The 23,758-nt window shown below is 66.1% G+C and carries 26 protein-coding genes; 8 read left to right on the forward strand and 18 right to left on the reverse strand.

Translation table 11 applies throughout. The features are described from left to right. Positions 1–61 precede the first annotated feature (61 nt). Complete coding sequence (glnA2, locus tag ACAH01_RS16025) at positions 62–1,399, reverse strand: gamma-glutamylputrescine synthetase (RefSeq protein ID WP_372480900.1); 1,338 nt, start codon at positions 1,397–1,399, stop codon at positions 62–64. A gap of 123 nt (positions 1,400–1,522) precedes the next feature. Here glnA2 and ACAH01_RS16030 point away from each other — a divergent pair, with 123 nt between their 5' ends. Further along, positions 1,523–2,347: an HpcH/HpaI aldolase/citrate lyase family protein gene (locus tag ACAH01_RS16030; protein ID WP_372480901.1), complete on the forward strand. Its 825-nt coding sequence runs from the start codon at positions 1,523–1,525 to the stop codon at positions 2,345–2,347. Between the two features lie 315 nt (positions 2,348–2,662). On the opposite strand, the gene ACAH01_RS16035 is transcribed toward ACAH01_RS16030, so the two are convergent. The 5 genes from ACAH01_RS16035 to ACAH01_RS16055 all read right to left on the reverse strand — a co-directional run bounded on the left by ACAH01_RS16035 (position 2,663) and on the right by ACAH01_RS16055 (position 6,305). Then, a complete protein-coding gene (locus ACAH01_RS16035; RefSeq protein ID WP_372480902.1) occupies positions 2,663–2,941 on the reverse strand; it encodes a hypothetical protein in 279 nt (92 codons plus the stop codon). 97 nt (positions 2,942–3,038) lie between these two features. Further along, the gene (locus ACAH01_RS16040; protein WP_372480903.1) at positions 3,039–3,248 is read right to left on the reverse strand and encodes a DUF1328 domain-containing protein; all 210 of its coding nucleotides are present in this window, start codon (positions 3,246–3,248) and stop codon (positions 3,039–3,041) included. 263 nt (positions 3,249–3,511) lie between these two features. Next, complete coding sequence (locus ACAH01_RS16045) at positions 3,512–4,618, reverse strand: glutamate-cysteine ligase family protein (RefSeq protein ID WP_372480904.1); 1,107 nt, start codon at positions 4,616–4,618, stop codon at positions 3,512–3,514. Positions 4,619–4,901: 283 nt separating this feature from the next. Then, on the reverse strand, positions 4,902–5,891 hold the full coding sequence (locus tag ACAH01_RS16050; RefSeq protein WP_372480905.1) for a hypothetical protein: 990 nt from the start codon (positions 5,889–5,891) through the stop codon (positions 4,902–4,904). Between the two features lie 84 nt (positions 5,892–5,975). Next, entirely contained in the window at positions 5,976–6,305 is a 330-nt protein-coding gene (locus tag ACAH01_RS16055; RefSeq protein ID WP_372480906.1) for a hypothetical protein, read from the reverse strand. 125 nt (positions 6,306–6,430) lie between these two features. Here ACAH01_RS16055 and ACAH01_RS16060 point away from each other — a divergent pair, with 125 nt between their 5' ends. The 3 genes from ACAH01_RS16060 to ACAH01_RS16070 all read left to right on the forward strand — a co-directional run bounded on the left by ACAH01_RS16060 (position 6,431) and on the right by ACAH01_RS16070 (position 8,527). Then, the gene (locus ACAH01_RS16060) at positions 6,431–6,667 is read left to right on the forward strand and encodes a PRC-barrel domain containing protein (RefSeq protein ID WP_372480907.1); all 237 of its coding nucleotides are present in this window, start codon (positions 6,431–6,433) and stop codon (positions 6,665–6,667) included. Between the two features lie 78 nt (positions 6,668–6,745). After that, positions 6,746–7,498: a GNAT family N-acetyltransferase gene (locus ACAH01_RS16065; protein WP_372480908.1), complete on the forward strand. Its 753-nt coding sequence runs from the start codon at positions 6,746–6,748 to the stop codon at positions 7,496–7,498. A 30-nt stretch (positions 7,499–7,528) separates the two neighbouring features. Beyond that, positions 7,529–8,527: a hypothetical protein gene (locus tag ACAH01_RS16070; protein ID WP_372480909.1), complete on the forward strand. Its 999-nt coding sequence runs from the start codon at positions 7,529–7,531 to the stop codon at positions 8,525–8,527. 22 nt (positions 8,528–8,549) lie between these two features. Here the strand turns inward: ACAH01_RS16070 and ACAH01_RS16075 are convergent, their stop codons facing one another. Together ACAH01_RS16075 and ACAH01_RS16080 are read right to left on the reverse strand one after the other, a co-directional pair. Next, on the reverse strand, positions 8,550–9,197 hold the full coding sequence (locus tag ACAH01_RS16075; protein ID WP_372480910.1) for a CehA/McbA family metallohydrolase: 648 nt from the start codon (positions 9,195–9,197) through the stop codon (positions 8,550–8,552). 49 nt (positions 9,198–9,246) lie between these two features. Continuing rightward, entirely contained in the window at positions 9,247–10,161 is a 915-nt protein-coding gene (locus ACAH01_RS16080) for a diacylglycerol kinase family protein (RefSeq protein WP_372480911.1), read from the reverse strand. Between the two features lie 709 nt (positions 10,162–10,870). Here ACAH01_RS16080 and ACAH01_RS16085 point away from each other — a divergent pair. Continuing rightward, on the forward strand, positions 10,871–11,188 hold the full coding sequence (locus tag ACAH01_RS16085) for a hypothetical protein (protein WP_372480912.1): 318 nt from the start codon (positions 10,871–10,873) through the stop codon (positions 11,186–11,188). Positions 11,189–11,221: 33 nt separating this feature from the next. On the opposite strand, the gene ACAH01_RS16090 is transcribed toward ACAH01_RS16085, so the two are convergent. The 6 genes from ACAH01_RS16090 to ACAH01_RS16115 all read right to left on the reverse strand — a co-directional run bounded on the left by ACAH01_RS16090 (position 11,222) and on the right by ACAH01_RS16115 (position 18,077). Further along, complete coding sequence (locus ACAH01_RS16090; protein ID WP_372480913.1) at positions 11,222–11,428, reverse strand: hypothetical protein; 207 nt, start codon at positions 11,426–11,428, stop codon at positions 11,222–11,224. A 200-nt stretch (positions 11,429–11,628) separates the two neighbouring features. After that, on the reverse strand, positions 11,629–12,270 hold the full coding sequence (locus tag ACAH01_RS16095; protein ID WP_372480914.1) for a hypothetical protein: 642 nt from the start codon (positions 12,268–12,270) through the stop codon (positions 11,629–11,631). Then, positions 12,267–12,854, reverse strand: coding sequence for a hypothetical protein (locus ACAH01_RS16100; protein WP_372480915.1), 588 nt, complete (start codon positions 12,852–12,854; stop codon positions 12,267–12,269). The genes ACAH01_RS16095 and ACAH01_RS16100 overlap by 4 nt, the downstream gene beginning before the upstream one ends. Positions 12,855–12,989: 135 nt before the next feature. Further along, complete coding sequence (locus tag ACAH01_RS16105; RefSeq protein WP_372480916.1) at positions 12,990–13,691, reverse strand: helix-turn-helix domain-containing protein; 702 nt, start codon at positions 13,689–13,691, stop codon at positions 12,990–12,992. 56 nt (positions 13,692–13,747) lie between these two features. After that, positions 13,748–14,386, reverse strand: a complete 639-nt coding sequence (locus tag ACAH01_RS16110) for a helix-turn-helix domain-containing protein (protein ID WP_372480917.1) — start codon at positions 14,384–14,386, stop codon at positions 13,748–13,750. Between the two features lie 160 nt (positions 14,387–14,546). Further along, positions 14,547–18,077 (reverse strand): PAS domain S-box protein, encoded by a 3,531-nt coding sequence (locus tag ACAH01_RS16115; protein ID WP_372480918.1) that lies wholly within the window; start codon positions 18,075–18,077, stop codon positions 14,547–14,549. Between the two features lie 134 nt (positions 18,078–18,211). On the opposite strand from ACAH01_RS16115, the gene ACAH01_RS16120 reads away from it, so the two are divergent. Beyond that, the gene (locus tag ACAH01_RS16120) at positions 18,212–18,685 is read left to right on the forward strand and encodes a DUF4112 domain-containing protein (protein ID WP_372480919.1); all 474 of its coding nucleotides are present in this window, start codon (positions 18,212–18,214) and stop codon (positions 18,683–18,685) included. Between the two features lie 72 nt (positions 18,686–18,757). Here ACAH01_RS16120 and ACAH01_RS16125 read toward each other — a convergent pair whose 3' ends face one another. The 3 genes from ACAH01_RS16125 to ACAH01_RS16135 all read right to left on the reverse strand — a co-directional run bounded on the left by ACAH01_RS16125 (position 18,758) and on the right by ACAH01_RS16135 (position 20,396). Continuing rightward, positions 18,758–18,934 (reverse strand): hypothetical protein, encoded by a 177-nt coding sequence (locus ACAH01_RS16125; RefSeq protein ID WP_372480920.1) that lies wholly within the window; start codon positions 18,932–18,934, stop codon positions 18,758–18,760. Positions 18,935–19,119: 185 nt separating this feature from the next. Continuing rightward, a complete protein-coding gene (locus tag ACAH01_RS16130; protein ID WP_372480921.1) occupies positions 19,120–19,503 on the reverse strand; it encodes a hypothetical protein in 384 nt (127 codons plus the stop codon). 128 nt (positions 19,504–19,631) lie between these two features. Next, the gene (locus ACAH01_RS16135; RefSeq protein WP_372480922.1) at positions 19,632–20,396 is read right to left on the reverse strand and encodes an NAD-dependent epimerase/dehydratase family protein; all 765 of its coding nucleotides are present in this window, start codon (positions 20,394–20,396) and stop codon (positions 19,632–19,634) included. A 299-nt stretch (positions 20,397–20,695) separates the two neighbouring features. Here ACAH01_RS16135 and ACAH01_RS16140 point away from each other — a divergent pair, with 299 nt between their 5' ends. Further along, entirely contained in the window at positions 20,696–21,523 is an 828-nt protein-coding gene (locus ACAH01_RS16140; RefSeq protein ID WP_372480923.1) for a hypothetical protein, read from the forward strand. Between the two features lie 108 nt (positions 21,524–21,631). Beyond that, positions 21,632–22,390 (forward strand): sugar phosphate isomerase/epimerase family protein, encoded by a 759-nt coding sequence (locus tag ACAH01_RS16145; RefSeq protein ID WP_372480924.1) that lies wholly within the window; start codon positions 21,632–21,634, stop codon positions 22,388–22,390. Positions 22,391–22,396: 6 nt separating this feature from the next. On the opposite strand, the gene ACAH01_RS16150 is transcribed toward ACAH01_RS16145, so the two are convergent. After that, positions 22,397–23,476 carry a Gfo/Idh/MocA family protein gene (locus ACAH01_RS16150; RefSeq protein WP_372480925.1) on the reverse strand — a complete coding sequence of 360 codons (1,080 nt, stop codon included), beginning with the start codon at positions 23,474–23,476 and terminating at the stop codon, positions 22,397–22,399. Positions 23,477–23,758: the final 282 nt, after the last annotated feature.

The raw sequence follows: 23,758 nt of genomic DNA on the forward strand, positions 1-23,758 counted from the left end.
CGTGGTCCGACGCGACCACTGCTCTCGACACCCCGGAAAGCCCGTGACGGTAGCGGCCAGCTCAGAACGTGTCGCGGAACTGGTCGCGTCTCCACGTGGCCCCGCTGTCGGTGAACGCCTCCCACTCGCTGCGTTTGACCGTGAGATACGACGCCGCGAGTGGCTCGCCCAGCGCCGACCGCAGCACCTCGTCGTCGGCCAACGCGTCGAGGGCCGCTCCCAGCGTCGTCGGCAGTCGATCGACGCCGCGCTCGGCCAGCGTCGCCTCGTCGCAGTTGGCCGGATCCGCTTCCAGCGGGGGGCCGGGATCGATCTCGTTTCTGACGCCGTCCAGCCCGGCCGCGAGCAGTCCGAGAACCGACAGGTACGGGTTGGCGGTGTTGTCCGCTGGCCGGAACTCGACGCGGGTCGCCGTGGCCCGCTCGTCGGGCGCGACCGCCGGGATCCGCACGGCGGCCTCTCGGTTGCCCACGCCCCAGCAGCCGTACGCGGCTGCGCCGGCCTGGGGCCTGAGGCGTGCGTAGGAGTTGACCGTCGGGGACGTGAGTGCGAGCAACGCCGGGACGTGCGCCAGAATGCCGCCGACGAAGTGTCGCCCCATCGGGCTCAGTGCCCGGTCGCCGTCGGTCGGCGCGAACCGGTTGTCGTCGTCCCACAGCGAGAGGTGAACGTGGCAACCGTTCGTGGCACCGTCGAACGGGTACGGGAGGAACGTGGCTCCCAGCTCGTGAGCGTCGGCGACAGCGTCCACGGTCTCCCGGAGGAACACGTAGTCGTCGACGGCCCCGATACCCCGGCCATACTCGGTCACGACCTCGTGTTTCCCGGCGGCGTACTCGGGATAGTACTTGGCTACGTCGATCCCCTGGGCTTTCAGGGCGTCGACGATGTCGAGGATCACCTCGTGGCCGTTGCGCATGCTCGCCGTCGAGTAGACGCCGCGGTCGCCGTGTGGCGACGGCTCCTCCTCGTCGGTGACGAGGTGGAACTCGCTTTCGAGCGCGAGTGCCGCTTCGAGCCCCTCCGCTGCGAGGTCGGCGAGCTGTCGCGAGAGCGCCGAGCGCGGGTCGGCGTCCCAGGGATCTCCGGAGTCGCGGTCTCGCAGCGAGCAAAGCACCGCTGCGACCCGATCCTCGTGGTCGAGTACCCTGAACGACGAGCCGTCGGGGACGAGCCGCACCTCGCCGACGGCGTCGAACCGAGCGTCTTTGACGCGGTGGCCCAGCGCGTTGAACGACTGTACCAGTTCCGGCAGCGGGACGCCAGCGTCGAGCGCGTCCCGAACGTGGTTCCGTTCGACCGCGTGGCCACGGACGACACCGTCGTTGCCGACGTACAGGAGTCGCAACAGCTCGACATCCGCCTTTTCACATCGATCCGCGATCGTCTGAGTGTTCATCGAACGTCTTCGTCTCGAACCCTCGACCATATAATTTTTAGGCTTGCCTAAAGTATACGCGAGTGTGTCCAGAGACAATTCTCACAGCGACTTCGACGACCGGCGGCGAGTGGGAGGCGAATCGTGAGCGGAACGGACTCCCAGCGGAACCGCCTCGCGGGACTGGGCGACGGCGAGCGCGTGTACGCTGGTGCCGCCGTCGAGACGGCAGCAGAGTCCCTGATCGAACTGTACGGGGCGGTCGGTCTCGACTGGGTGTGGATCGATCTCGAACACAAGAACGCCAGTCCGCTGGACGGCCCGACACTGGAGCGACTGACCCGCGCGGGAGAGTGTAGCGGTGTTGCACTCGTCGTCAGACTCCCAGACGGCGATCCCGCGACCGTCCGGAAGGTGCTGGACGCGGGCGTGCGAACCGTCGTCGTGCCCCGCGTCGAGACGGCGGCCGACCTCAGACGCGCGGCCGAAGCCTGTTACTTCGAGTACGATTCTGGCGCCGGAGCACGCGGCCTCTCCCAGAGTCGATCGAGTGGCTACGGGACGGCCTACCTCGGAGACGAGTCCTACCACCGAACCGAGGACGACGCGGTCCGGCTCGGTGTCCTCGTCGAAGACGAGCGGGCGGTACAGAACCTCCCCGCGATCCTCGACGTGCCGGAACTGGACTTCGTGTTTCCCGGTCCCGGAGACCTGAGCGTGTCGATGGGCCACCCACAGGAGTACGACCACCCGGACGTGCGTGCCCAGATCGAGTACGTCGAAGCGACCTGCCGTGACCGATCGATCCCGATGCTGGGGACGTACCACAGCACCTTCACCGGCCGGGACGGCACTCGACAGGCGATCGAGCGAGGGTACCGACTGCTCAGCGTCGGCAACGAGTACGACTTCGCCGCCGAGATCCTGCGCGAGCGTCTGTCGTGGTTCACCGACGACGAGCGAGGCTGAGCGTCCAGCAGGCGACGGAGCGGGTCCGGTCGGTTTTTCCGTCCCCGTCGCCCGCCGGGGCGGGACCGTAGCGGTGGGACGGCGACGTGACGAAGACAGCCACACCAGCGACCAGACTCGCTACGTCAGCGACCAGATAGACGAGGATATGCCGAGATAAAGTTCTGTAAGGCAAACTTTAGAGAAAAAGTGGAAAATACGACTGCTTATCTACTGTCTTCTACACTCGATTGCCTTGCCCAGTCGTACAATTGACTGTCTGTCCGTAATTCGATTGTAGGTGTCTCCATCTGTTCTTGCCTGGCTCGCTGGCCGCTACTTCCCGTGTGGTTCCGGCGGTTTACAGAGCAGTGTGACCGTCGGTCCACGGTCTCTGTCGCGTTCGACGACCTCGACGACGTCCCCGGTGTACTGCACGTCGCCAGCGTCGGAGGCGACGATCGAGTGGCCGCGAACGTCCCAGTCCGGCAGCAGCCGCTCCGGGGACCCGGTGACGTAGACGCACGTGTAGTCACGGCTGATCTTGAGCTTCCCTCCGCCCAGCTCGGTCGTGTGGTGCTGTGAACAGACGGTGATCTGGCTGAGTGTATTCATGACCGGCTGTCACTAATTCGGATCGCACCGTCATAACGGTGGCCCCGATCGGTAGAGATGGGGATCCCGACGGCCGGCGACTGTCGTGAACGGGCAGCTAGAGGAGGAACGAGACAATCGCGAGGACGACGAAGATGATGACGATCCACTTGGCGATGCGCATACTGAGACCGGCCACACCGCTCGCACCGAGCACGGCGGCGATTATCGCCAGTACGAGGAAGGCGATCGCGAGACCGATGAGATCGCCTCCAAACTGGAGGGGAGCGAACGCGGCGGTGTCGAGCACGGCCTGTGTTCGTGCCATGCGTACCGTCCACGTCACAGGAGGTTAGTTATACGACTGCTATTGCCGACCGAGATCGCACTCGGTCGGTAAAACGGGGTCGCGGTGTGACGGTCCGACGGTAAGGACGGCCATCTCCGCCACTGGTCGCCGGCTGCTCCTCACGAACTGATACTGCCGGCTGTCCGTCTGTGACGAATTTCGCGACCACGGGGTCGCGAATATCTTGAAACAGTGACAGCCGGCAGTATGACTCGGTGTCGGCCGTCGTCGCCGCGACGCCGTTACGCGGGGAACGTCGACGGCTCCGTCCGCTCGTCGGTCAGCCGTCGGATGTCTGCGTGCAAGCGACCGGCCTGTCGCAACCGCCGTGTTCGGGCGTCCGACTCGTCGATCTCTCGCGGTCCGTCCAGTTGCCGCGAGAGCGGATCGTACGTCGAGAGATCGAATCCCAGGTCACGGAGGTACGCTCTGACGGCCGAGGACGCGAGTCCAGACTCGATCGCCCGCCAGCTCAGGGTCCGAAGCTCCTCGAATTCCGGGAGCTGGATAGGGTCAGCACCGACCGTCGGCGGCCCGTCCCCGTACTCGATAGCCGCCGTTCCCGTCTGTGCGATCAGGTTCTCGACATCGGTCGCGAGCTGGACGACCTGGCTGGGGAGGGTCGCGTCCGGTGCGCGCCACTCGACGGTCGGCTGACACTCCCGGAGTCGGACGGGGTTCAGCACCGTGTCCTCGGGGGCGAACAGCGCCTCGATCCGCTCGCGAGAGACGCCGCGCTCGGCGGCCAGCCGTTTGAAGCGATCGTACTTCTGGTCGACCCGGCCGCGCCACTCCGCGAGGCTGTCTGCGTACTCCCACAGGTCGGTGTAACAGCGGAACGCGTCGCCACAGCCGGTCCGGTAGGCGAGCGCGCGGGCCGAGCTCGCTCTTCGCCGCCCGGTGTAGTACGGTGCGGAGCTCACCAGCGCGAGCGCGGGATCGAGCGCGGTCAGGAGGTTGAGTTGGTCGACCACGGCGTCCTGCTGGAAGTGAATGTGCGTCCCGGCACAGTTCTTCGCACTCTCGACGCCGCTCCCGTAGACAGTCTCGAAGACCCGACCGCGCTTGCAGTTGGCAGCGGTATCGGACGCGGTCAACGGCGTCCCAAGTGGTACGAGGTGTTTCCCGACGGACTCTGCCGCCCGGATTCCCGCCCGGAGCGTCGACCGCAGATCGCGCCGCAGGTCGCGTTCGCTGGTGTGGGGCTCGGTCTTCACCTCGACGAGCGGGTCGATGAACTCGGGCTCTATCTGCGGGTGTGCGTCGACGATCGGTCCCCCGTCACACAGCCGTCCCATCTCGTCGACGACCCACAACTCCAGTTCGACGCCGGTGGTGAGTGTGTACATGGAAGTCAGGTGGCGACTGCGTCGACGAGTCGGTTCACGGCGTCGTGTTCGCCAGTACACTGTACCTCTGGAACGCTCGCGAGCGGTGTCGTTGTAGCTCTCATACTGAGGGTGGTGACGACGCGACGGCGACGGCCGCGGCTGTCGCGTGTCGTCCACTCGTCGAGACACGTCGACGCGGCATGTTTCTACGGTCTAATCGTTTAGGGGTCGTCGATTCGAACGGACGCCGACGAATGCGGACGGCCAGCCGTCTGCGCCGTCGATTTGCGCACGCCTGCCCTCAGCGACTTCTGGGAGGGACGAACGGGCCGACCGAGACCGTCTGGCGTGCGACAGTCGCCGCTCGGAGGACGTACGCGACGAACAGCGCCAGCGGGACGACGACGAGCCCGAACCCGACGCTCACGACCGCGGGCAGCACCGCGTGGGGGAGCGTGACCGACCCCGTTCGGTAGACCAGCGTCACGGCGACCGTGGCCAGCAGGGCGGTGATACCCGAGTAGACCAGCAGCCGCGAGAGCGTCGCGAGGTCCTGCTGGACGGCGATCGTCTTGTAGAACTGCCGGACGACCGCGATGGATTCGAGCAACGCCTCGATGTCGTGAAGCTCCGCCAGCGCCGCCTCTGGAATCGACGCCGCGTACTCGGTTTGGAGGTGCTGGACCGCGGCCATGTTCAGCGCGTACTCCGGCCCCAACACGACATCGAGGGTGTCGTTGACGTTCGTGTTCGCTTCGAGGTGCGAGTCGATGCTGTCCCCGTACGCGGCGATGTCGCCCAGCGCGCTCGTAAACTCCACCGGCGGCTCCCAGTCGGAGTCGTCGGCGGTCGTCACCACTCCGTCGGCGCGGTCACGCAGCGTCGTCGCGATCAGAGAGAGGAATTCGGCCGGATCGTTGGGGCTCGACGGCACCTCGGCGATCGACTCGACGGTCCGTCGCAGGTCCCGTGAGCCAGTGAGGCGGCTGGTCAGCGTGTCGAGCGAGCCAAACACCCGCGAGAGAACGAGCTGGTTGATCGAGAGCGCGATCGTGAGCAGTGTCACGATCCCCGAGGCGAGTCCGCTCCCGAAGAGCCCCGACACGGAACTGTCGGGTCCGACCGCCAGTACGTCGGCAGCGATGAGCCCCCAGACGATCCCGGTCACCACGACGACCAGACCGCCCGCGACGGCTCGTCGGTCACCGCCGAACAGTATCCAATCTACCAGACGAACCCAGACTGGGTCGTCGTCTCGAACAGTACGCGCTGTCCGAAGCTCGGGAACCATACGGTGTACACGACCAGACACCGGATAAAACTGCGGTGATACCGAGCGCGTTGGGGCCCTCGGTACGGCTCGTGGCGACGGCGTTCAATCCTCTTCGACGACCGAGATCGCTTCCCGCGGCGCGCCACAGTCCGGGCACGACCCCGGCAAACCGCCGTCCAGTTCGTCCATCGCGCCGCACTCGGCACAGCGCCACATCAGGTACCCCTCGCCGAACTCCTGGCCCGGGAGTTCTTCGACGTCGCTCCCGTCGGGATCCATCGCCTCCGCTTCGAACCCGCCGTCGGTGAACCCACTGACGCGTCCCACCGGCCGCCTGTCGCTGTCGTACACTATCTCTCCCGGCTCGATCGACTGACCGTGGACTTGGTCCTGTTCGTCCATGCCGTGGCGTTCGTTCGCACGGGTATTCATACTGTCGGCTGTCACCGAGCCGTCATCTGTCCGGACGCGGCTCCGCCGCTGGACTCGCCACACAAGTGCGCCTTGCGTCTGCAAGCGCCGCTCTCAGGTGCGGCGACGCCGTCGGTGAAACCGCCATGCGAGACACACTCACGACAGACGACGAGGGTAAGAAAGTGGTCAACGCGAACGGCGAGCAAGTCGGTCGCGTCATCGAAGTCGAACACGGCACGGGCCACGTCGAACCCGATCCAGGGATCACGGACACGATTCGGTCCAAACTGGGCTGGGGCGAGGGCGACGAAGACAGCTACCAGATCGACGGCTCCAACGTCGAGACCGTCTCCGACGAGGAGGTTCACCTGAGCAGGTAACGCCGTCTCACGGTACACATCGGCGTCGAGTACAGTGCGTTCGAGATTGCGACCGCACCCCTTCAGCGACACCATAGTATGAACGTTCGCCCAGCAGCGTCCGACGACCGGGAACGGATTCGAACGATCGCACGCGACTGCTTGCAATCGTCGTACGCGCTCAGCCCACAACAGATCGAGATGATACTCGAAGAGGAGTTTTCGGACACGGCGCTCGACGGACTGTTCGACGACGACGACCGCACGGTCCTCGTCGCCGAGGAGACGGCCGAGACCACTCCGTCGGTGTTCGGATTCGTCACCGTCCAGATCGGCACGGAAGCGACGATCCGCTGGCTCCACGTCGATCCGGAGACGCGCGGTGACGGGATCGCCACGGCGCTGTTCGATCACGTCCGCGAGACGGTCGGCGAGACGCCCATCCGGGCGTGTATCCTCGAAGACGCCGTCGAGGGCGGGACGTTCCCCGAACACCTCGACCTCGAACAGAGCAGCCACGATCAGATCCAGATCGGGGGCGAGGCGTTCGCCGTCACCGTCTTCACCGAGCGCAGCGAGACGCACTCGCCCGACGACCCGACGGTCCCGATTCCCGAGAGCGTTACCGTGGACGGAGACGACCACCCCGTCGACCGAAACGAGAGTATTCCGGGGAGAGAGGCCCCGTTCTTCGTGATACACAGTTCGGGGGCGGGGACGACGGAGTCGTACGGCTACTTCTGTTCGCAGTGTGGTAGTACCGAGATCGCCGCCGACAGCCTCGAGCGACTCGAGTGCGAGAACTGTGGCAACGCCCACCGGGCCGACGAGTGGGACGATGCGTATCTCTGAGGACGCGCGACGGTCTCGGGAAGGCCGCCGATGAGTATCGTCGAGCGGTTCACTCGGTGGCGTGACTGGTTCCCGATCCCGACCCGAGGGACCGGCGTGGGCATCGTCCGGTGGGTGTTGCTCGAAGCGGAACGCCTGGCGGTGACCGGAGCCTTGCTCACGGTCGTGTTCGCGACGTTCATGGGAATCGCGACGTTCTGGACCATCGAGATGCAGACGCTGCTGACAGACACCTCGACCGTCCAGACGATTCTCAACACGTTCCTGAGCGGGATGATCCTCCTCGTCTCGATCGTCGTCTCGATCAACTCGATCGTGCTCTCACACGACATCACCTCCGTCGAGACCCAGGAGGAACGAATCCGCGGCGCGATCGATTTCCGCCACGATCTCGGCCAGCTGACCGACGGCGACGAGAGTCCGTCCGATCCCGCCTCCTTCCTCAAGGTCATGTCTCACATAATCAGTACACGTGCGGAGGCGCTGACCGACGAACTGGGCGACGCCGAACAGGAGTTCGTCGAGGAGGTCGACGAGTACTCGAGTGGCGTCTCGAACGCCGCCGCCGACCTCGGTGCAGTCGGACAGACGACCGGTGCGGAGTTTGCCGTCCTCTGGAAGGGGATCGGGTTCGACTACGGGACCCACATCGAACGGTCGCGGGCAATTGCGTCCGGTCGCGACAGACCCTCCGAGCGGTTCGAGGACCTCGTCGAAGCGTTCGAGCTGTTCGCGATCGGACAGGAGTACTTCAAGACGCTCTACTACACGAAGGAGGTCTCACAGCTGTCCCGGACGCTGCTGGTCGTCACGCTCCCGGCGATCCTGTTCAACGCCTCGACGATCATCGCGATCAACGGCGAAGTCCTGCCCGACGGCCTGATTCTGGGGCTCCCACCGCTCCAGACGTTCGTGGCGGTCGCGTTCACGGTCTCGCTGGCACCGTATCTCGTGTTGACCGCCTACATGCTGCGGCTCTCGACCGTCGCACACCTGACCGCGTCGGGTGGCATCTTCTCGCTACAGTAGCGGGGACGGGCCTTCGACGGGCTCACAGGTGACGGTGAACGTACTCGTAGCCGGTCCGCACGAGATCGTCAGCGGTGGTTTCGCGGACGTGTACTTCGACTGCTCCGTCCCGGATCGCGGTGACCACGGCTTCTGGCGTGAGCGTCCCGCTCTGGATCCGGGTCACCGTCCGTCCCACTTCGAATGGGTAGTGTGCGTCGCTCCCCCCGACGATCGGGACTCCGAGTTCGCCCGCGAGCGCTCGCACTCGGTCGGCGTTGTCGGGGTGCTTACCGTTGATTTCGACGGCGTCGAACGCGGCCTCACACTCGTGGACACGGCTCCGACGGAACGGATGTGCGATGATCGCGACACACCCGTTACGGTGAGCCCGTGACACGACTTCCGATGGCGTCGAACGACCCGGCGTCGTCTTGCGCGGTGGATCCGGTCCGACGACGAGGAGGTGCCCCGCCGTCGTCGTCACCTCGATGCCCGGAATGAACTGTGGGGACCGCCGCTCGTTGCCCAGCGGGCTGTAGTAGTCGTGATTCGTCAGTGCGATGCCGTCGAGTCCACGGCGTCGACCCCACAGCGCCAGGAGTCGGGCACCGAGCGGGTCGAAGGCGGTGGGCTCCGACTGGCAGCCGTGGAAGAATCGCGTGTGCGTGTGGAGATCGACTGTCAACATACCACTCCTCGGAGTGAGTACAGCGGCCAGTTGGCGGCACGGTTCGCCCTCATTCGCCCGTCGTCCCGGGATCGGGATCGTATCCCTCTCCGACCGCGATCCGCAGTGTCCCCGGCTGGACGGCGAGCGTGAGATCGCGGTGTTCCACGATCTCACCGTCCAGGCTGAACCGGACGGGCTCGGGAGAGTGACTCGAGATCTCCAGCGACGAGGTCTGAAACCGATCGATATGCGTCGAGTTCCGTCCCAGGAGCCGTTCGAGCACCGTATCGCTCATCAGATCGAGCGTCGCCACGTCTCTGACGATCGCGACTTCGAAGCGGCCGTCCTCCATGTCGGCTTGTGTCGTCCCCTCCGTCGTGAACCGGCGACCGTTCCCGACCAACACGCAGATTGCCTCGCCACTCCAAGCGGGCGCGCCGTCGTCCCGGTCGCTGTCGATGGTGAGTTCGAGCGGATCGAACTCCACTGCTGTCCGCAGCGTCGTGAGCACGTACGCCAACCCCCCGATCTGGGACTTCATCGCGCTGGAGGTTTCGCTACTCGACGTGGCAGTCAGCCCCGCGACACAGGAGTTCACGAAGGGCCTGTCGGTCGCTCGACCGATGTCGATGCTGCGCCGATCGCCGTCCTCCAGCACGCTGAAAGCGGTCGCCAGATCTGTGATGCCGATCTGCTCTGCGAAGTTGTTGCCCGTACCAAGCGGGAGGACGCCGAGCGTGACGGCGTCGAACGCACCGGCCTCGTCGAGTCCTCGAACGACTTCGTTCACGGTGCCGTCACCGCCGCCGGCCACGACCGTCGAGTAACCGGCCGCAACGGCCTCCCGCGTCAGTGAGATCGCTTCTCCCTCTCGTTCGGTCTGTTCGAGTGCGTACCCGCACAGATCCGCGCGCGCTCGAACCGTGTCGGCGTGAGCGCCGTTCCCACTTCGGGGATTGTGGATGATCACTGTCTCTGCCATGGGTTGACCCAGATAGAGCGAGCGCCGACAGTAGTTGCACTCTGTTGTTCCGCCACCGGCCCGACGAGCGATCGCGGGGCGGACGCTGTCGGTGTAAACCCTCGCGAGACGAGCGGGTTCGATCGAGACACAGTTATCGAAAGGCCGACAGGTGCTTTGTTACCAGCCCCGATACCCGAATAAGGACGGCGTACTGTCTCGTTTCGACGGGCAGAGCCGCGTTCTGTGTCGCCGTCTCTCATTCAGCCGCCCGTGCGTCGTCTCTTCTCACTCGGACGGACGACGAGCGACGACGTCGTTCGGACGGAGATGCTCCCACTCATACTACCGGCTGTACATGTGTGAATGATTTCGCCACCCCGGGGTGGCGAAGATCGTCACGAAGTGACAGCCGGCAGTATCAGTCCGACGGCGGTCACTCGCCGGCTCACGACGGTTACCAACCACACACCACATCACAACAGTACGCTCGTTATACTCTTTCGATACCGGCCAGTAGGTGAGAGAAGGACACCACTACGGTCGCAGGGATGATCGCTGCCGTCTCCGAGCACTCAGTACCTCCAGGCGAAACGCCAGCATCGGTCGTGTCGACCGACGACGGCCAGGGCGTTCGTGCCCCGAGTGAGAGCGACCCTAAACGATTTGACCCAACTCTTTCAGTGGAACGCACCCTCCGAATAGATACCTCACAGGGGGGAACACACTCATGGCAACGACGAATCCTCGATACGAGACCGCATCGCAGTCGACCGAGACCAGCGCCACCGACTACTACCGCCTCCGCTCGAACCGGCAGCGACACGTCACGATAACGGTGTTACGAGAGCGGTCGAGCAGCGTTTCGATCGACGCTCTGGCCAGGCAGGTGTCCGAACGGCTCCCGGCAGAGAAGACAGTCGAACGGGTGAAAGTTCGACTCCACCACGTCGACGTTCCGCTACTGGCCGATGCCGGCGTCGTCGCGTACGACCGCGAAGCAGGGACAGTGCAGGTCTCGGAGCCGGTGTCGGACCTGCTCGTTTAGTCTGGCCGTCGCTCGCAGTGACGGCCGGCAGTCTCACAGAAAGTCCAGTTCCGCACCGGTCGGTGTCCGGGACACCGGATCGCCACACCGCTCGCAGACCTCCATCTCGCTGTCGGTCACGAACGTGCGTTCACAGGTCGAACACCGGTAGAGGCTCGTCGACGGAGGCACCGCCGCGTCACGGTCCTGCACTCGTTGCTCTCCGGCGACGAACGACTGTATTCGATCGACAATGTCCATGCCGGTACCAGCAGTGGTGAGTATAAAAGAGAGGCGTCTCAACGATTAGGGAGATACTCGTCGCGCTCCCGTTCGACGCGGTCGCGAGCGGCGAGTCTCCGCCTTCGGTGCCGGCGGAGTCATACTACCGGCTGTACATCTGTGACCGATTTCGTCACCCCGGGGTGGCGAAGATCCTCACGAAGTGACAGCCGACAGTATCAGTCGCCATCGCTGGCGCGGAGCCGTCGACGGAAGAAACCGACGAGGCCGCCGACGGCGTCGGTCCCGGCGAGCGCGACGAACACTGCACCGACGGCGTTGAACAGGAAGTCGGTGACGATGTCGTCGATACCCATGACCACCAGGGGTGCATCGGCCCCGAGGGCGCTCGCGAGGCGACCGGAGCCAAACTCCAGCAGCTCCCAGACGACGCCGGCAGCGAGGACGAACACGACGATGAACACGCCCCGGAAACCGGGCGGGACTTCGATGTCCTCGGAGTGGCGTTCGAGTGCCCGGAACGAGGCGTAGCCCAGCCCCGCGATGACCGAGGCCGAGACCGTGTGTGCGATCTCGTCGTACCAGCTAAACCACCGGTAGGGTCCCAGTGAACCGATGCTGTGCAGGAAGACGGCGACGGTGAGCCAGAGCACGAGAGCGGGGGCCATCGTATAGTCGTACTCCCGGCTCAAGAGAGCCGGAAACAGGGTCACGGCCAACGCGACTCCGCCGTTGGCGGCCATCCCGAACTGGAGGGTCACGAGCCCGTACGCCGACAGGCCACCGAGCGCCAGTTGCATCGTCCGTGTGACGAGGCGTTCCTGGCGCTCGGAGAGCCCCGGAACGATGCCGTCGGTCACGCCGACGCCGCCTCCCCCGGTAGTTCCTGTGACCCGCCGTAGCCGATCCGCTGGAAGTACCACGCGAAGAACAGCCCCATGACGAGCGCGACGGTCGTCACGGCGACGAAGTCCCACTGTAGTTCCGTCTGTGACTGCAGGAACGCCGTGTCGAACCACCGGTCGGAGTAGAACTGGGCGACCGTCCACAGCGCTTCCGTTGCCAGGGTCACGAGCACGGCGAATCCGACCGCGAACCGCCGGGACATGTCGACCTCGGAGAACACGTCGAGTTCCACCACGACGACGAGTGCGAACGTCGCGACGGCCACGTACCCCGCCACTTCGAGGGCGTACCCGAACGACCGGACCGTCACTGCGACGGTCGCGAGGAACACCAGCGGCCACGGCACGATCGTCGTCGTCGATCGCGTGACGACCGCCGGGGCTGCGACGGCACCGGCGACGACCAGAGCGAGAGCGCTCCACAGGAGTTGCCCGACGAGTGCGCTCCGGCCGGCGACGGCGAGGAGAGCGGCCAGCAGCGTCCAGCCGACGACGGCGTTCGCTCGGTCGTCGTTGACGAGCGGATCTCGGATTACCATACATCCAGTTGTGGCGCGGACGGGATAAGAACCGGGCCGCGTCGACCAGTGCGAGTGGACCAGCGCCGTCGAACGGACGCTCTGTCTCGCTGTATGCTCGGTAAGATCACGTATACGCACACCACGACCGACAGATCACGTATCGGCTCCGTGACGCATCCGTGGGGAGACGGCGTGGTCCCGCCGGTGGACTCTGTGGTAGAGCGCGTTGGTGACCACCGTCCCGTGAGCCCGACGGAGTCGTTCGGAGAGTGCCTGGTGAGAGATGTCGAAGTTCGCTGCCAGCTCCGCCTGGTTGATGCCCCGCGGTACGTCGTAGTAGCCGAGTTCGTACGCACTGACGAGCGTCTCGTACTGGCGTTCGGTGAGCCCCAGGTGGCCGTAGGCCGAGGTCTCCGAGAGCCGATCGATTCGCTCGACGGCGATGTCGATCCCGTGGTCAGCACAGAACTCGTAGGTCTGGGAGACGCGGTCGTGCTCCGGAAAGAAGATCTGGAACTGCCAGCGGCCGTCGTGACCCGACGCGTCGAGGATCGACGCGTCGGCCTCCGCGAGGATCTGTGCGAAGAGTCCGACGGCGGGTCCCCAGTCGATCCGGAGGAGGCACTCGCCGTCAGCGTCGGTGAGCACGTCGACGCCGTGGACGCTCTCGTCCGCGCCGACGACGCGGCGCAGTCGATCGACGTCGTCGCAGTCGGCCCAGAGGAACGGCATCGCCTCGTCCAGTCCGTGTGCGACGAGACGAACCATGCGAACCTCCACGTCCGGTCGCCGCGTGAACGTCTCTGCCAGTGCGAACTGCGCTGCCGGGACGGACGCTTCGACGATGTTGCTCATCGAGCGACAGTTCTCCCGGACTCCCGATAGTACCGGCACCTATCTCCAGAGTGCCCTCAGGGCGCGAGGACGGACTCGACCAGCGTCCCGTGTCCACGACGCAACCGTTCGGAGAGCGCCTGATGGGAGACGTCAAGCTCAGTGGCCAGTTCTTCGAGCGTCGTGCTGCGAGGGACCTCGTAGTAGCCGTCGTCGACCGCCGCCGCGACGGTCCTGAACTGCTCGTCGGTGAGGCTGAACCCGCCCAGTGACGGCGACTCGTCCAGCGAGGTGAGCTGTTCGACGCGAACGTCGTACTCCGAACAGGCGTCGTAGGTCGTGGAGACGGCCTCCCGCTCTGGAAACAGCATCCGGAACGTCCACCCCTCGCTGGTCCCGCGAGCGCTGACGATGGCACCGCGCTCCTCGACGAGAACGTGCGTGAGGAAGCTGACATGTCCGGACCAGCACATCGAGAACAGCGCGTCGTGATTCCTGCGAGAGATCAGTCTCGTGTCTCTCGTGGTCTCGTCGCGTTCGAGGGCCTCGTACACCTGCCCGGCGTCGGCATCGGTCGCCCAGAGCAAGGGGACGGCACAGTCGGTGCCGTGCGTGACCAGCCTGACAGCGTCGAACTCGACGCCCGGAACGGCCTCGAAGGTGTCTGCCAGCGCGAACTGCTCTGGCGGGACGCTGACTTTCATGATCGTGGTCATGTCCCGAGGATGGGTCCCGGACCTCAAGAGTATACAGTGACCACGGCGACTCCCACGGAACGCCTCTGTGGGAAATCCGGGATTACTTCGAGAGTGGTGGCCCCACCGTGCGAACACGACGGGCAGCGAGCGACGGCCCGTCTGGACGGCCCGTCGGACGCTACGCGAGCGTCGCGAGGATCGAGTCGAAGACCGTCTGTTCGGCTTTCCGGAGGTGCTGGTGGAACGTCGGTGCAGCCACGTCGAGCGACTCGGCGACCTCCTCGCCGGAGGCGTCGCGGGGCCACTCGAAGAACCCGGCATGATACGCCGCTCGCAGGGCCGCGAGCTGCCGGTCGGTCAACGCCTCGGAGAGATCGAGGACCGCCTGCTTCGTGATCCCGCTGTCGCGCGTCGTCTGTCGGCGCAACACCATCTCGGCGTCGGGGTACGCCCCTCGAACGGTGTCGAGGACCTGCCTGACGCCGTCGCCCGGCGGCACCTGGACCGTCATGTGGTAGTGGCCGTCCTCCAGGACGGCTTCGACGATGGTCCCCCCGACCGAGGCGACGGTCGAGAGGACGGGCGGCTCCGTGAGCCTGATTTCGAAGCGTCGCTCGCCGTCGTCGCCGCCGCGAAACTCGACGCCGTCCCAGTGGGGAAGCCGATCGGCGATCTCCCCGATTCGCTGGCTTGCCTCCTCCGTGGCGGAGCCGTACATCACGTAGCTCCCGTCACCGACGGGGACAGTGCCCGCGAGTCGGATCGTCCCGTCGACGGGGTCGACACCGAGCTCCGAGAACGGCTCCGGGATCTGAAAGCCCAGTTCGACCACGTCGTCACACATCAGCGCCCGTTTGCGTTCGATCGCCGCGATCGCGTGACCGACGACCCCACCGAGCTGGCCGAGAACGGCCCGCTCCTGGCCGGAGAAGGCGTTGGACCGTTCCGCGTAGACGTTGAGGACGCCGTAGGTTGTCCCGTCGTGTGTGATCGGAACGGCAGCCGACGAACGGAAGCCGTACTCGCGGGCTCGGTCCCGCCACGGCGCGTATTTGGGGTCGTTGGGGATGTCCTGACACGTCTGGACCGTCCCGGTACGGAACGCGCGACCGGTCGGGCCACAGCCGTGCTCGTCTTCGGCGTCGACGGTGATCGACACGTCGTCCAGGTAGTTCTCGACGCCGGCCTCGGCCTCCAGCTCGACGGTCTGTGTGCGGTGGTCGACCGAACCGATCCAGGCGAACTCGTAGGACTCGGTCGCGGTCAGGCGCTCACACACCACCGTTTCGATCTCCTCGCGGCTCGACTGGTCGATGAGCGAGTCGCTGATCTGACCGACGACCTCGTTGAGACCGACCAGCGCGGCCAGTTGCTCGCGCTGGTCGACCAGCACCTGTTCGTCGCGGTGGCGTTCGATCGCCGTCGCGAGGATGGTCGCAATCGACTGGACGAAGCTCGCGTCGTGCGGGGAGAACTGCTTGGGAGACCGATCGTGCGTGCCGAGAATCCCCCACGGATCGTCCGAGGGACCGACGACGACGCTGATACCGGCGCGCACGTCGTGGTTCGCCAGGAGGGCTGGGCCGGAGAATCGCGTCTCGGCGTCGAAGTCCGTCACGACGACTGGCTCCTCCGTCCGGAGCGTGTAGGCCGCCTGCGAATCCGACTCCGTGGCAGACACCGTCGCCGTGCCCACGATGCCGTCGTCCCAGCCGACGCCCTGCCGTAACAGGAGCTCGGTGCCCCCGTCGTCGAGTTCCAGGACCTTGCAGTAGTCGTTGTCGAGACCGTCGGCGACGGCGGTGGCCGCGTCCGCCATCAGGGTATCGAGGTTGCGGTCCTCCAGTGCGGCCTGGCCGAGCCTCGTCACGATCGCTTGCTGTCGGACGCGGCGTTGCAGGTCGCGTTCGTGTCTGACCCGGTCCCACGCCGCCGCCGCGTTCGCCGCCAGCAGTTCGAGGAGCTGTCGGGTGTCCGCATCGAGCGGCTCGGGGCTCCCGACGACGAGGAGGCCGTGGCCGCCCAGCGAGACGAGCGAGCCGATCTGTCCCCCTGCGCCTTCGGACTCCGTCTGGGCGGACGAGAGGTCGGCCAGCGTCTCGTCGTACCGCGCCGCGCCGCGCTCGAAGACTCGGCCGGCCAGCGAGCTGTCGTCGGCGGGCACTGCGGTGAACGTGACGCCCTCGAACGCGCCCTCGATCGACTCCTCGACCGGGACGAGCTGGCCGGTCACCTCGTCAGACGCGTAGACGGCACAGAGTGGCAGGTCGAACACCGCCGTCACCGTCCGTGCGAGGACGCCGCTGACACGGGCTTCGGACTCGGCCGTGAGGAGGTCACGAGAGGCCTGGTTCAGGGCAGTCAATCGTTCTTCGAACAGCTTACGCTCGGTTACGTCACGGAAGTACACCGAGAGACCGGTCTCAGAAGGGTACGCAGTGACTTCGAACCACGTCGCTAGGGGTGGAAAGTACTCCTCGAACGAGACGGACTCCTGTGTCTCGACCGCTCGCCAGTACTGGTCCCGAAAGGTCGAATCGGCGGCCGCGGGGAACTCGTCCCAGATGGTGGCACCGAGCAGTTCGCCGACGGATCGATCGAGCACCGTCGCCGCTCGCTCGTTGACGTGTGTGAAACGCCACTCCTCGTCGAGCGCGAAGAACGCGTCGTCGACCCTGTCGAACACCTCGGAGAGCTCTTCGTCCAGTCGCTCGCGCTGGCGTTCGAGCTGTCGTTCAGTCGCCTTGCGCTCGGAGATGTCGCGACCGATGCCGGTGACACCGACGACCGTTCCCCGTTCGTCGGTCAGCGGCGTCCCGCTGAACTCGTAGGGGATCGTCTCGCCGTCGGCCGTCACCAGCGGCGCTTCGGTGGTGACCGACTCGCCGTCGAACACGCGGGCGAGCGCCCCGACGACTCGCTCGGCCGCCCCGTCGACGACGAAGTCGATCGGGCCCATCTCGCTGACCGCCGCGGGATCGTAGCCCGTGACCGCCTCCAGCGTCTCGTTCCACCGCAACAGCCGTCCCTCGGTGTCGAACGCGTAGACGATATCGCGCTGGTTGTCGAGGATGCTCTCGGTAAACGCCGTCTCCTCTCGGAGACGCCGCTCGTACTCGCGGCGTTCGGTCATGTCACGGGTGACCTTCGTAAAGCCCGTGAGGGCTCCGGCGTCGTCTCGCAGCGCTGTGATCGTGACGTTCGCCCAGAAGCGGGTCCCGTCCTGGCGGACCCGCCACCCCTCGTCTTCGATCCAGCCCTCGGTCACAGCGGCGGCGAGGTTTCGCTCGGGGACCGCCGCTTCCCGATCGGACTCGGTGTAGAACCGGGAGAAGTGTTCGCCGACGATGTCGTCGGCTGCGTACCCCTTCAGTCGCTCTGCGCCCGCGTTCCAGCTCTGGACTCGGCCCGATTCGTCGAGCCTGAAGATCGCGTACTCCTCGACCGCCGCGACCAGAGAGGAGAACTGACGGTCGGCCGACTCCCGTGTCTCCGCAGTGGGACGCCACCAGATCCGTTCCTCGGCACCGACGGCCTTCGTTTCGAGAGCGTCGCGTTCGACGAGTCGATGCAGGCGCTCACACGTCGTCGACCGGTCGGTGTCGACCTCGTTCAGGATTTCTGTCGTCGTGAGCGGGGTCCCCGGCGGCTGCAAATCGAACGGTGCGAGGATGGTCCGGCGGCTGTCGGAGCTGCTGTGTTCACTCATTGTCGGGCTTCTGACGACCCAGGCACATGAACTTGCGGTTCCCGAACACAACCGCCCCGCCAGCGGTCGGACGACCGCCCAGTTCGCGCTCGAAGCGACCGAGCTTCTTTCCGTCCCCGCGATCAACACGAAGTATGAGTCCGAGCCGCGAATCCGGCGTCGAGGTCGCGAGCGACGAACGAGAGACCGGTATCCGCCCGGATCCCGATCTCGACGCGGTGGTGGCACGGGTCACCGGTCGCGGGAGGATTCTCTCGCGGGCCGAGGCCGAGCGGGCGGCCGGGCGAGCACGCCGCGTCGGCCACCTGCTTGACGACGCCATCGAGATCCCGTGGGTGGGGTACCGGATCGGCCTCGACCCGCTCATCGGCATCGCGCCGGTCGCGGGCGACGCCGTCGCAGCCGCCGCGTCGCTGTACATCGTCTTCGAAGGATTCCGTGTCGGCGTCCCGCTCCGGACGCTGGCGGCGATGCTCCTCTTTGTCGCACTGGATTTCCTCGTCGGGTCGGTCCCCGTCCTCGGGCCGATCGTCGACGCGACACTGAAGGTCAACGATCGAAACGCCACGGCACTCGAATCGTACGTCGACACCGCCTTCACGGAGTGAACGGCGCACCAAAGGACACGCTGGACCCGTCGTCTCGCTCAGAGCTGACACCCAGGACGGGCGAGGGACCGATCAGTCGCCGTTCGTGACGGTCCGCCCGTCAGCGCCGTCACCGGCGATGGGTGATCGGATCGGTGAACTGCCGCAGTCGACGCAGTAGAACCCGCCGTCGACGGTCTCGACGACTGGTGCGTTACAGGGGATACACTTGAGGTGAGCGCTTCTCACCGAGCGTGGATATCGCGACATCGGTGTGCCCTGCGAACGGGGAACGAATAGGTATGCCGTCCGTTTCGACGGTTGATCTGGACTATCACGGACGCTCGCGTGATTACTCTGGGTAGGGCGTCGCTTCGAAGCTGCCCGTGGACGGCGATCGGCGGGATCGGTCCCGCAGCGCGTGGCCCACCCCGGCATCGGACCGCAGACCGCGGTTACAGTGACTGGTCCTCGTCACCATCGCCGTCGATATCGCCGCCGGCCGACTCGGCGGAGCCACCTCTGTCGGAGTAGTCCTCGCGACCGACGGCCTCGGAGCCGACCATGGTGAGGACCGCCTGGCGGACGGCGTCCGCCGAGTCGTACTCGTGACGCTCTGCTCCGTCGGTCTCCGTCTCCTGATCCCCGAGGATCGACTGGAGCGTCTCCGTGCCGCCGGACAACTCGATATCGGCGTCGCCGTACTCCGCGAGCACGGCCTCTCTGGTCACCGGGTACTCCATGCCCCGGAGTTCGTCTGTCAGTTGGCCGAAGTCGACGCCCATCTCTCGCGAGTCGGTGGCGGCGTCACTGTCGCTGCTGGACTGGTCGTTCGCCATACCCCAGCTACGCGGACCAGCCACAAGGGCGTTGTGCAGCGCCTGCCACGTGGCCGAAACGGACGGCTCGTCTGTGACGGTGATCGCCACCTCGGAGAGAGTGGCCCGCGTCGCGGTGCCGGGCGGTATCAGCCGTCGAGGACCGCCGCCGCGTCGTCTCGGGGTCGGTAGTCGAGTCGCTGCATCGTCTCTGTCAGCGAGAGGGTGCGGTCGGCGTTGCGGGAGATGCCGTGGGCGACGACCGGAGACCGCTCGATCGAGTGCTCGGCGGCGGCACGGAACAGCGCCCGGCAATCACGCGGGCTGAGCCACATCGCGCGAGCGAAGCGGTGGCGGGCCTCGGCGTCGTCGGCCGTCGCGCGCAACTCGGTCTCGTCCATCAGCCACCCCACACGGACCACGACGACCGCCAGGTCGTAGCGGTCGGCGTAGAACCGGCACAAGCCCTCGATCGCGACCTTGGCGACGCCGTAGTACGAGTCCGGTCGCGGCGGCGTCTCGGGCCGGATCGTCGTCGATGGCCGCTCGACCGTGGCCTCGAACTCTGTGGGGTCGTCGCGGTTGTACATGCCGAACGCGTGGGCAGAACTCGCCACCACGACCCGGTCGAGATCGCAGGCGAGGGCAGCCGCGAGGGCGTTGTCCGCCATCCGGACGTTCGCCTCGTCGCCCTCGTCCCACGCGTCCCGGTCGGCTGGGCTCCAGGCCAGGTGGACGAGTACGTCCGAACCCGTGATGGCCTCCTCGAACGCGGCCCGGTCCGTGGCGTCGAGCAGTTCGCCGTCGAGGTCGTCGTGTTCGCCGTGGGTGAGCAGCGTCCGCTCGGCCGCGTCGAACGCCTCGGCGACGACGCGGCCGACCCGACCGGCACCACCGGTGATCGCGATTTGCATACACCAGAGTGGGAAGACGGTGCCTTTGTAATATAGTAGCCACTGAAAATCACTGCACACCCGATCGTACGACGAAAGTGCAGTCGGTGTGTCAATCGTTTCAATCGGTCTCGTCTGAGAGCGAGAGCGCAGGGAACGGGATCGCCCGGACAGCCGACTGCGTCTGGACGGACCGTCGCCGGCCGAGAGCGCGACTCTCGTCCGACAGCCACGGGACGAACGAGGCTGTACCGACGTATCCCCCGCGACAGCCGCCGTAAGCCCTGCATACTCTTGCCCCCTCGCGCACAGGTCGGCGCATGACCGACGTATCCGGAGTCGTCACACTCCGCGACGGAGACTGGCACGGCGCGTTCGAACGCCTCGACGAGCGCGGTGGCGGCGTGCTCTGGGTGCCGCCGGGAACGCACGACTGTGAACCGACGACGGTCGATCTCGCCGACTACGAGGCGGTGGGGGACGACTTCGCGATCCGCGGTGGCGGCGTCGGTACGAGCGTCCTGGATCTCGGGGACGGCGACGGCGACGGGTTCGCGATCGTCGACGGCGACGGGAGCGATCTCTTTTACGTCGAGATCACCGGCGTCGGGTTTCAGGGCGACCGCGACGGCGTCCTCTTCCGTCTGGGCCGGGACGACTTCGCGGACGCGTACAACAGCTGCACGCTGTCGATCGCGACGAACAACGGCTCATCGACTGCGACGGCGGCCTGTCGGCTCAACCACGTCCTCAACACCGACCACTTCGGCGTCCACAACACGGTCGGCGGGACGGCACTGGACCTCCGACAGTTCCAGTTCGGGGGGCTCAGAGGATCGACGAGCAGCCGACAGGGCCAGTCACTCCGGCTCTCCGGGTACTCGATGGCGAACGTCGTCGAGTGGCTCAACGTCGAGGCCTGCGAGGACGGCGTCAGGCTGGTGGGCGACGACTGCGGTATCAACCGCTTCGGGATGCTCTACGGCGCGAACGTCGCCGGAACGCTGTGGCGTCACGACGCGACGGTCACGACGCGTCTCGACGCGGCCTACGTCGGGGACACCGTCGACACCGTCGGCGAAACGACCGCCGGAGAGGTGTCCGTGGGGATCACGAACGTGGACGCGAGAGCGTTCCGCCACGTTTGATCCCGATAAGGCGCTGCTAACTAATTGCCTCCGTCGGCTGCTACCGACAATGAGACGAGCAGACGATCGTGTCACACACCACGTCGTATCGCGGGACGGAGCCAACACATGAGCGCACCCACCGAGCAGGCCCGCGGACGGTACGAGATCGGCGTCCAGAGTTTCACGTATCGGGAGTTCGACGTGCCCGCGATCCGGGACGAACTCTCGAACACCGGCGTCTCCGCCGTCGAGCTGTGCGACGTACACGTTCGGCCCGACGCCGACACCGCCGCGATCGACCGGGTCCGCGACACTCTCGCCGACGCCGGCCTCGGCGTCTGCGGGTACGGCGTCGTCTCCTTCGAGGACGAGTCGGCAGCCCAGATCCGGGAGACGTTCGAGCTGGTCGACCGGCTCGGGGGCGACTACTGTTCGCTGGAGTTCCCGCCCGAGGACGCGGCGATCCGCGACCGCCTGCTCTCGGTCGCCGCGGAGTTCGACCTGGATCTGGCGATCCACAACCACGGCCCCGACGCGACGTACGCGACCGTCGACGACGTGGCCAGCGTCCTCGACGCCGCCGACGACCCGCGCTTGGGGGCCTGTGTCGACACCGGCCACTTCTTCCGGTCGGGCGAGGAGCCAAGCGAGGTCATCTCGCGGCTGGGCGACCGGGTGCTGGCGCTGCACCTGAAAGACTTCGTCGACGAGGAGACGGAGGCGGTCGCGGGGACCGGACAGCTCGACGTGGCGGCGCTGCTCGACCTGCTCGATGCGGAGACGGCGTTCGACCGACCGCTCGTGATCGAGTACGAGGCCGACGGGGAGAATCCGACGCCGGCCGTCGAGCAGACGGTCACGACGGTCCGCGATGCGATGGAGTGACGACGCCTAGTCGTCGCCGGGAGCCGACGGCGAGAGCTTGCCGGCGTCGACCATCGACTCCAGGGGGTTGTCGTCGATCTCGAGAGGGAGTTCGACCCGGCCGCGACGGCGGGCGGACTCGTAGCCGGCGAAGATGATCTCCGTGGCCGTGAGTGCGTTCTCCGCACAGAGTTCGGAAGTCCGACCCTCCGACTGGGCCTGGACTACGTCGGCGATTGCGAGGTCGATCGCGGTCGCCTCCCCAGGCACCATCTCCTCGAAGGTCTGCTCCTCGCAGTCGTCGGGATCGGTGCTGTACACCTCGACGGCGAGCCTGTCCGTCAGGTGAACGTCCATGAAGCCGTCGCTGCCGACGAGTCGCCAGTCGCCCTCGGCGACGTCCTCGGCCGGCCCCGTCGCGGCCATGCCGAAGACGCCGTTGTCGTACTCCCAGCAGGCGAGCACCTGGTTCTCGTTGTGTGTGCCGAAGCGAACGTCCTCCTCGGTGTAGTCCAGCTGGCCGATAACCCACGACGCGGGCTGCTCGTCGTTGAAGTAGTTGCACATGTCGACCGCGTGGGTGCCGTTGTCGTAGAAGTTCCCCCAGCTGTACTCGATCCGGCGCAGGTCGCCGATGGCACCGGCATCGAGTTTGCGCTTGGCGGCGCGAAACGGTGCGCCGAAGCGGCGCATGTGGTTGAACGTCAGTGCCACGTCCTCTTGCTCGCAGACGCGAGCCATCCGCCGGGCACCGCCCCACGTCAGAGCCATGGGTTTCTCGCAGTGGATCGCGTCGACGCCGCAGCTCCGGGCGGTGCCGACGACGAGGTCCGCGTGGGTCGCGGGCGGGGTACAGATACTCACGATGTCGGGCTCGACCGCGGCCAGCATCGCCTCGTAGTCCTCGAAGACGCCGTCGGCCGGCACGTCGTACTCGTCCGCGAACGCCTCGGCGTTCTCACGGACGATGTCGGCCGCGCCGACGAGACGACAGTTGTCGAGTTCGCGGTAGGCCGCCGCGTGGCGGTACGCCATGGCGAATCCGTCGACCGACGGCTCGTCGGGGTCTGCACCCGTGCCGACGAACGCAACGTCGAACTCGGCCATCGTCACAGACCACCCCGTCGAACGGTCGTCGCGAACGGGTGTATCTGTCGACTGAAGCAGTGCTTACCAGTGAGGGTCGGCTTCGGTTGGGTCCTCATACCTCCGTTAAGAGAAGTTTGACGTATATGCCTTCTTACAGGTTGTCTGTAGATGCGTGTCCGCTACCTTCGAGTGTGTACCACTCTCGGCCGGGAAGCGTACCGCTCCGTATAGAGGCGATGCCCGACTCGTTCACCGCCCGTCCCGTCGAGGAGACGCCGGTAAGCACCGATTACGCGCTCC

It is taken from the genome of Halomicrobium sp. HM KBTZ05, from assembly GCF_041530035.1.
Lineage (GTDB): Archaea > Halobacteriota > Halobacteria > Halobacteriales > Haloarculaceae > Halomicrobium.

Bases quoted from the DNA above. Each gene is read 5' to 3' on its own strand.
- ACAH01_RS16100 (WP_372480915.1), bottom strand. From the start codon at position 12,854: ATGGTAATCCGAGATCCGCTCGTCAACGACGACCGAGCGAACGCCGTC.
- ACAH01_RS16035 (WP_372480902.1), bottom strand. From the start codon at position 2,941: ATGAATACACTCAGCCAGATCACCGTCTGTTCACAGCACCACACGACC.
- ACAH01_RS16135 (WP_372480922.1), bottom strand. From the start codon at position 20,396: ATGCAAATCGCGATCACCGGTGGTGCCGGTCGGGTCGGCCGCGTCGTC.
- ACAH01_RS16080 (WP_372480911.1), bottom strand. From the start codon at position 10,161: ATGGCAGAGACAGTGATCATCCACAATCCCCGAAGTGGGAACGGCGCT.
- ACAH01_RS16070 (WP_372480909.1), top strand. From the start codon at position 7,529: ATGAGTATCGTCGAGCGGTTCACTCGGTGGCGTGACTGGTTCCCGATC.
- ACAH01_RS16055 (WP_372480906.1), bottom strand. From the start codon at position 6,305: ATGAATACCCGTGCGAACGAACGCCACGGCATGGACGAACAGGACCAA.
- ACAH01_RS16040 (WP_372480903.1), bottom strand. From the start codon at position 3,248: ATGGCACGAACACAGGCCGTGCTCGACACCGCCGCGTTCGCTCCCCTC.
- ACAH01_RS16090 (WP_372480913.1), bottom strand. From the start codon at position 11,428: ATGGACATTGTCGATCGAATACAGTCGTTCGTCGCCGGAGAGCAACGA.
- ACAH01_RS16075 (WP_372480910.1), bottom strand. From the start codon at position 9,197: ATGTTGACAGTCGATCTCCACACGCACACGCGATTCTTCCACGGCTGC.
- ACAH01_RS16110 (WP_372480917.1), bottom strand. From the start codon at position 14,386: ATGACCACGATCATGAAAGTCAGCGTCCCGCCAGAGCAGTTCGCGCTG.
- ACAH01_RS16065 (WP_372480908.1), top strand. From the start codon at position 6,746: ATGAACGTTCGCCCAGCAGCGTCCGACGACCGGGAACGGATTCGAACG.
- ACAH01_RS16105 (WP_372480916.1), bottom strand. From the start codon at position 13,691: ATGAGCAACATCGTCGAAGCGTCCGTCCCGGCAGCGCAGTTCGCACTG.
- ACAH01_RS16115 (WP_372480918.1), bottom strand. From the start codon at position 18,077: ATGAGTGAACACAGCAGCTCCGACAGCCGCCGGACCATCCTCGCACCG.
- ACAH01_RS16150 (WP_372480925.1), bottom strand. From the start codon at position 23,476: ATGGCCGAGTTCGACGTTGCGTTCGTCGGCACGGGTGCAGACCCCGAC.
- ACAH01_RS16045 (WP_372480904.1), bottom strand. From the start codon at position 4,618: ATGTACACACTCACCACCGGCGTCGAACTGGAGTTGTGGGTCGTCGAC.
- ACAH01_RS16060 (WP_372480907.1), top strand. From the start codon at position 6,431: ATGCGAGACACACTCACGACAGACGACGAGGGTAAGAAAGTGGTCAAC.
- ACAH01_RS16120 (WP_372480919.1), top strand. From the start codon at position 18,212: ATGAGTCCGAGCCGCGAATCCGGCGTCGAGGTCGCGAGCGACGAACGA.
- ACAH01_RS16145 (WP_372480924.1), top strand. From the start codon at position 21,632: ATGAGCGCACCCACCGAGCAGGCCCGCGGACGGTACGAGATCGGCGTC.
- ACAH01_RS16130 (WP_372480921.1), bottom strand. From the start codon at position 19,503: ATGGCGAACGACCAGTCCAGCAGCGACAGTGACGCCGCCACCGACTCG.
- glnA2 (WP_372480900.1), bottom strand. From the start codon at position 1,399: ATGAACACTCAGACGATCGCGGATCGATGTGAAAAGGCGGATGTCGAG.
- ACAH01_RS16085 (WP_372480912.1), top strand. From the start codon at position 10,871: ATGGCAACGACGAATCCTCGATACGAGACCGCATCGCAGTCGACCGAG.
- ACAH01_RS16140 (WP_372480923.1), top strand. From the start codon at position 20,696: ATGACCGACGTATCCGGAGTCGTCACACTCCGCGACGGAGACTGGCAC.
- ACAH01_RS16050 (WP_372480905.1), bottom strand. From the start codon at position 5,891: ATGGTTCCCGAGCTTCGGACAGCGCGTACTGTTCGAGACGACGACCCA.
- ACAH01_RS16125 (WP_372480920.1), bottom strand. From the start codon at position 18,934: ATGTCGCGATATCCACGCTCGGTGAGAAGCGCTCACCTCAAGTGTATC.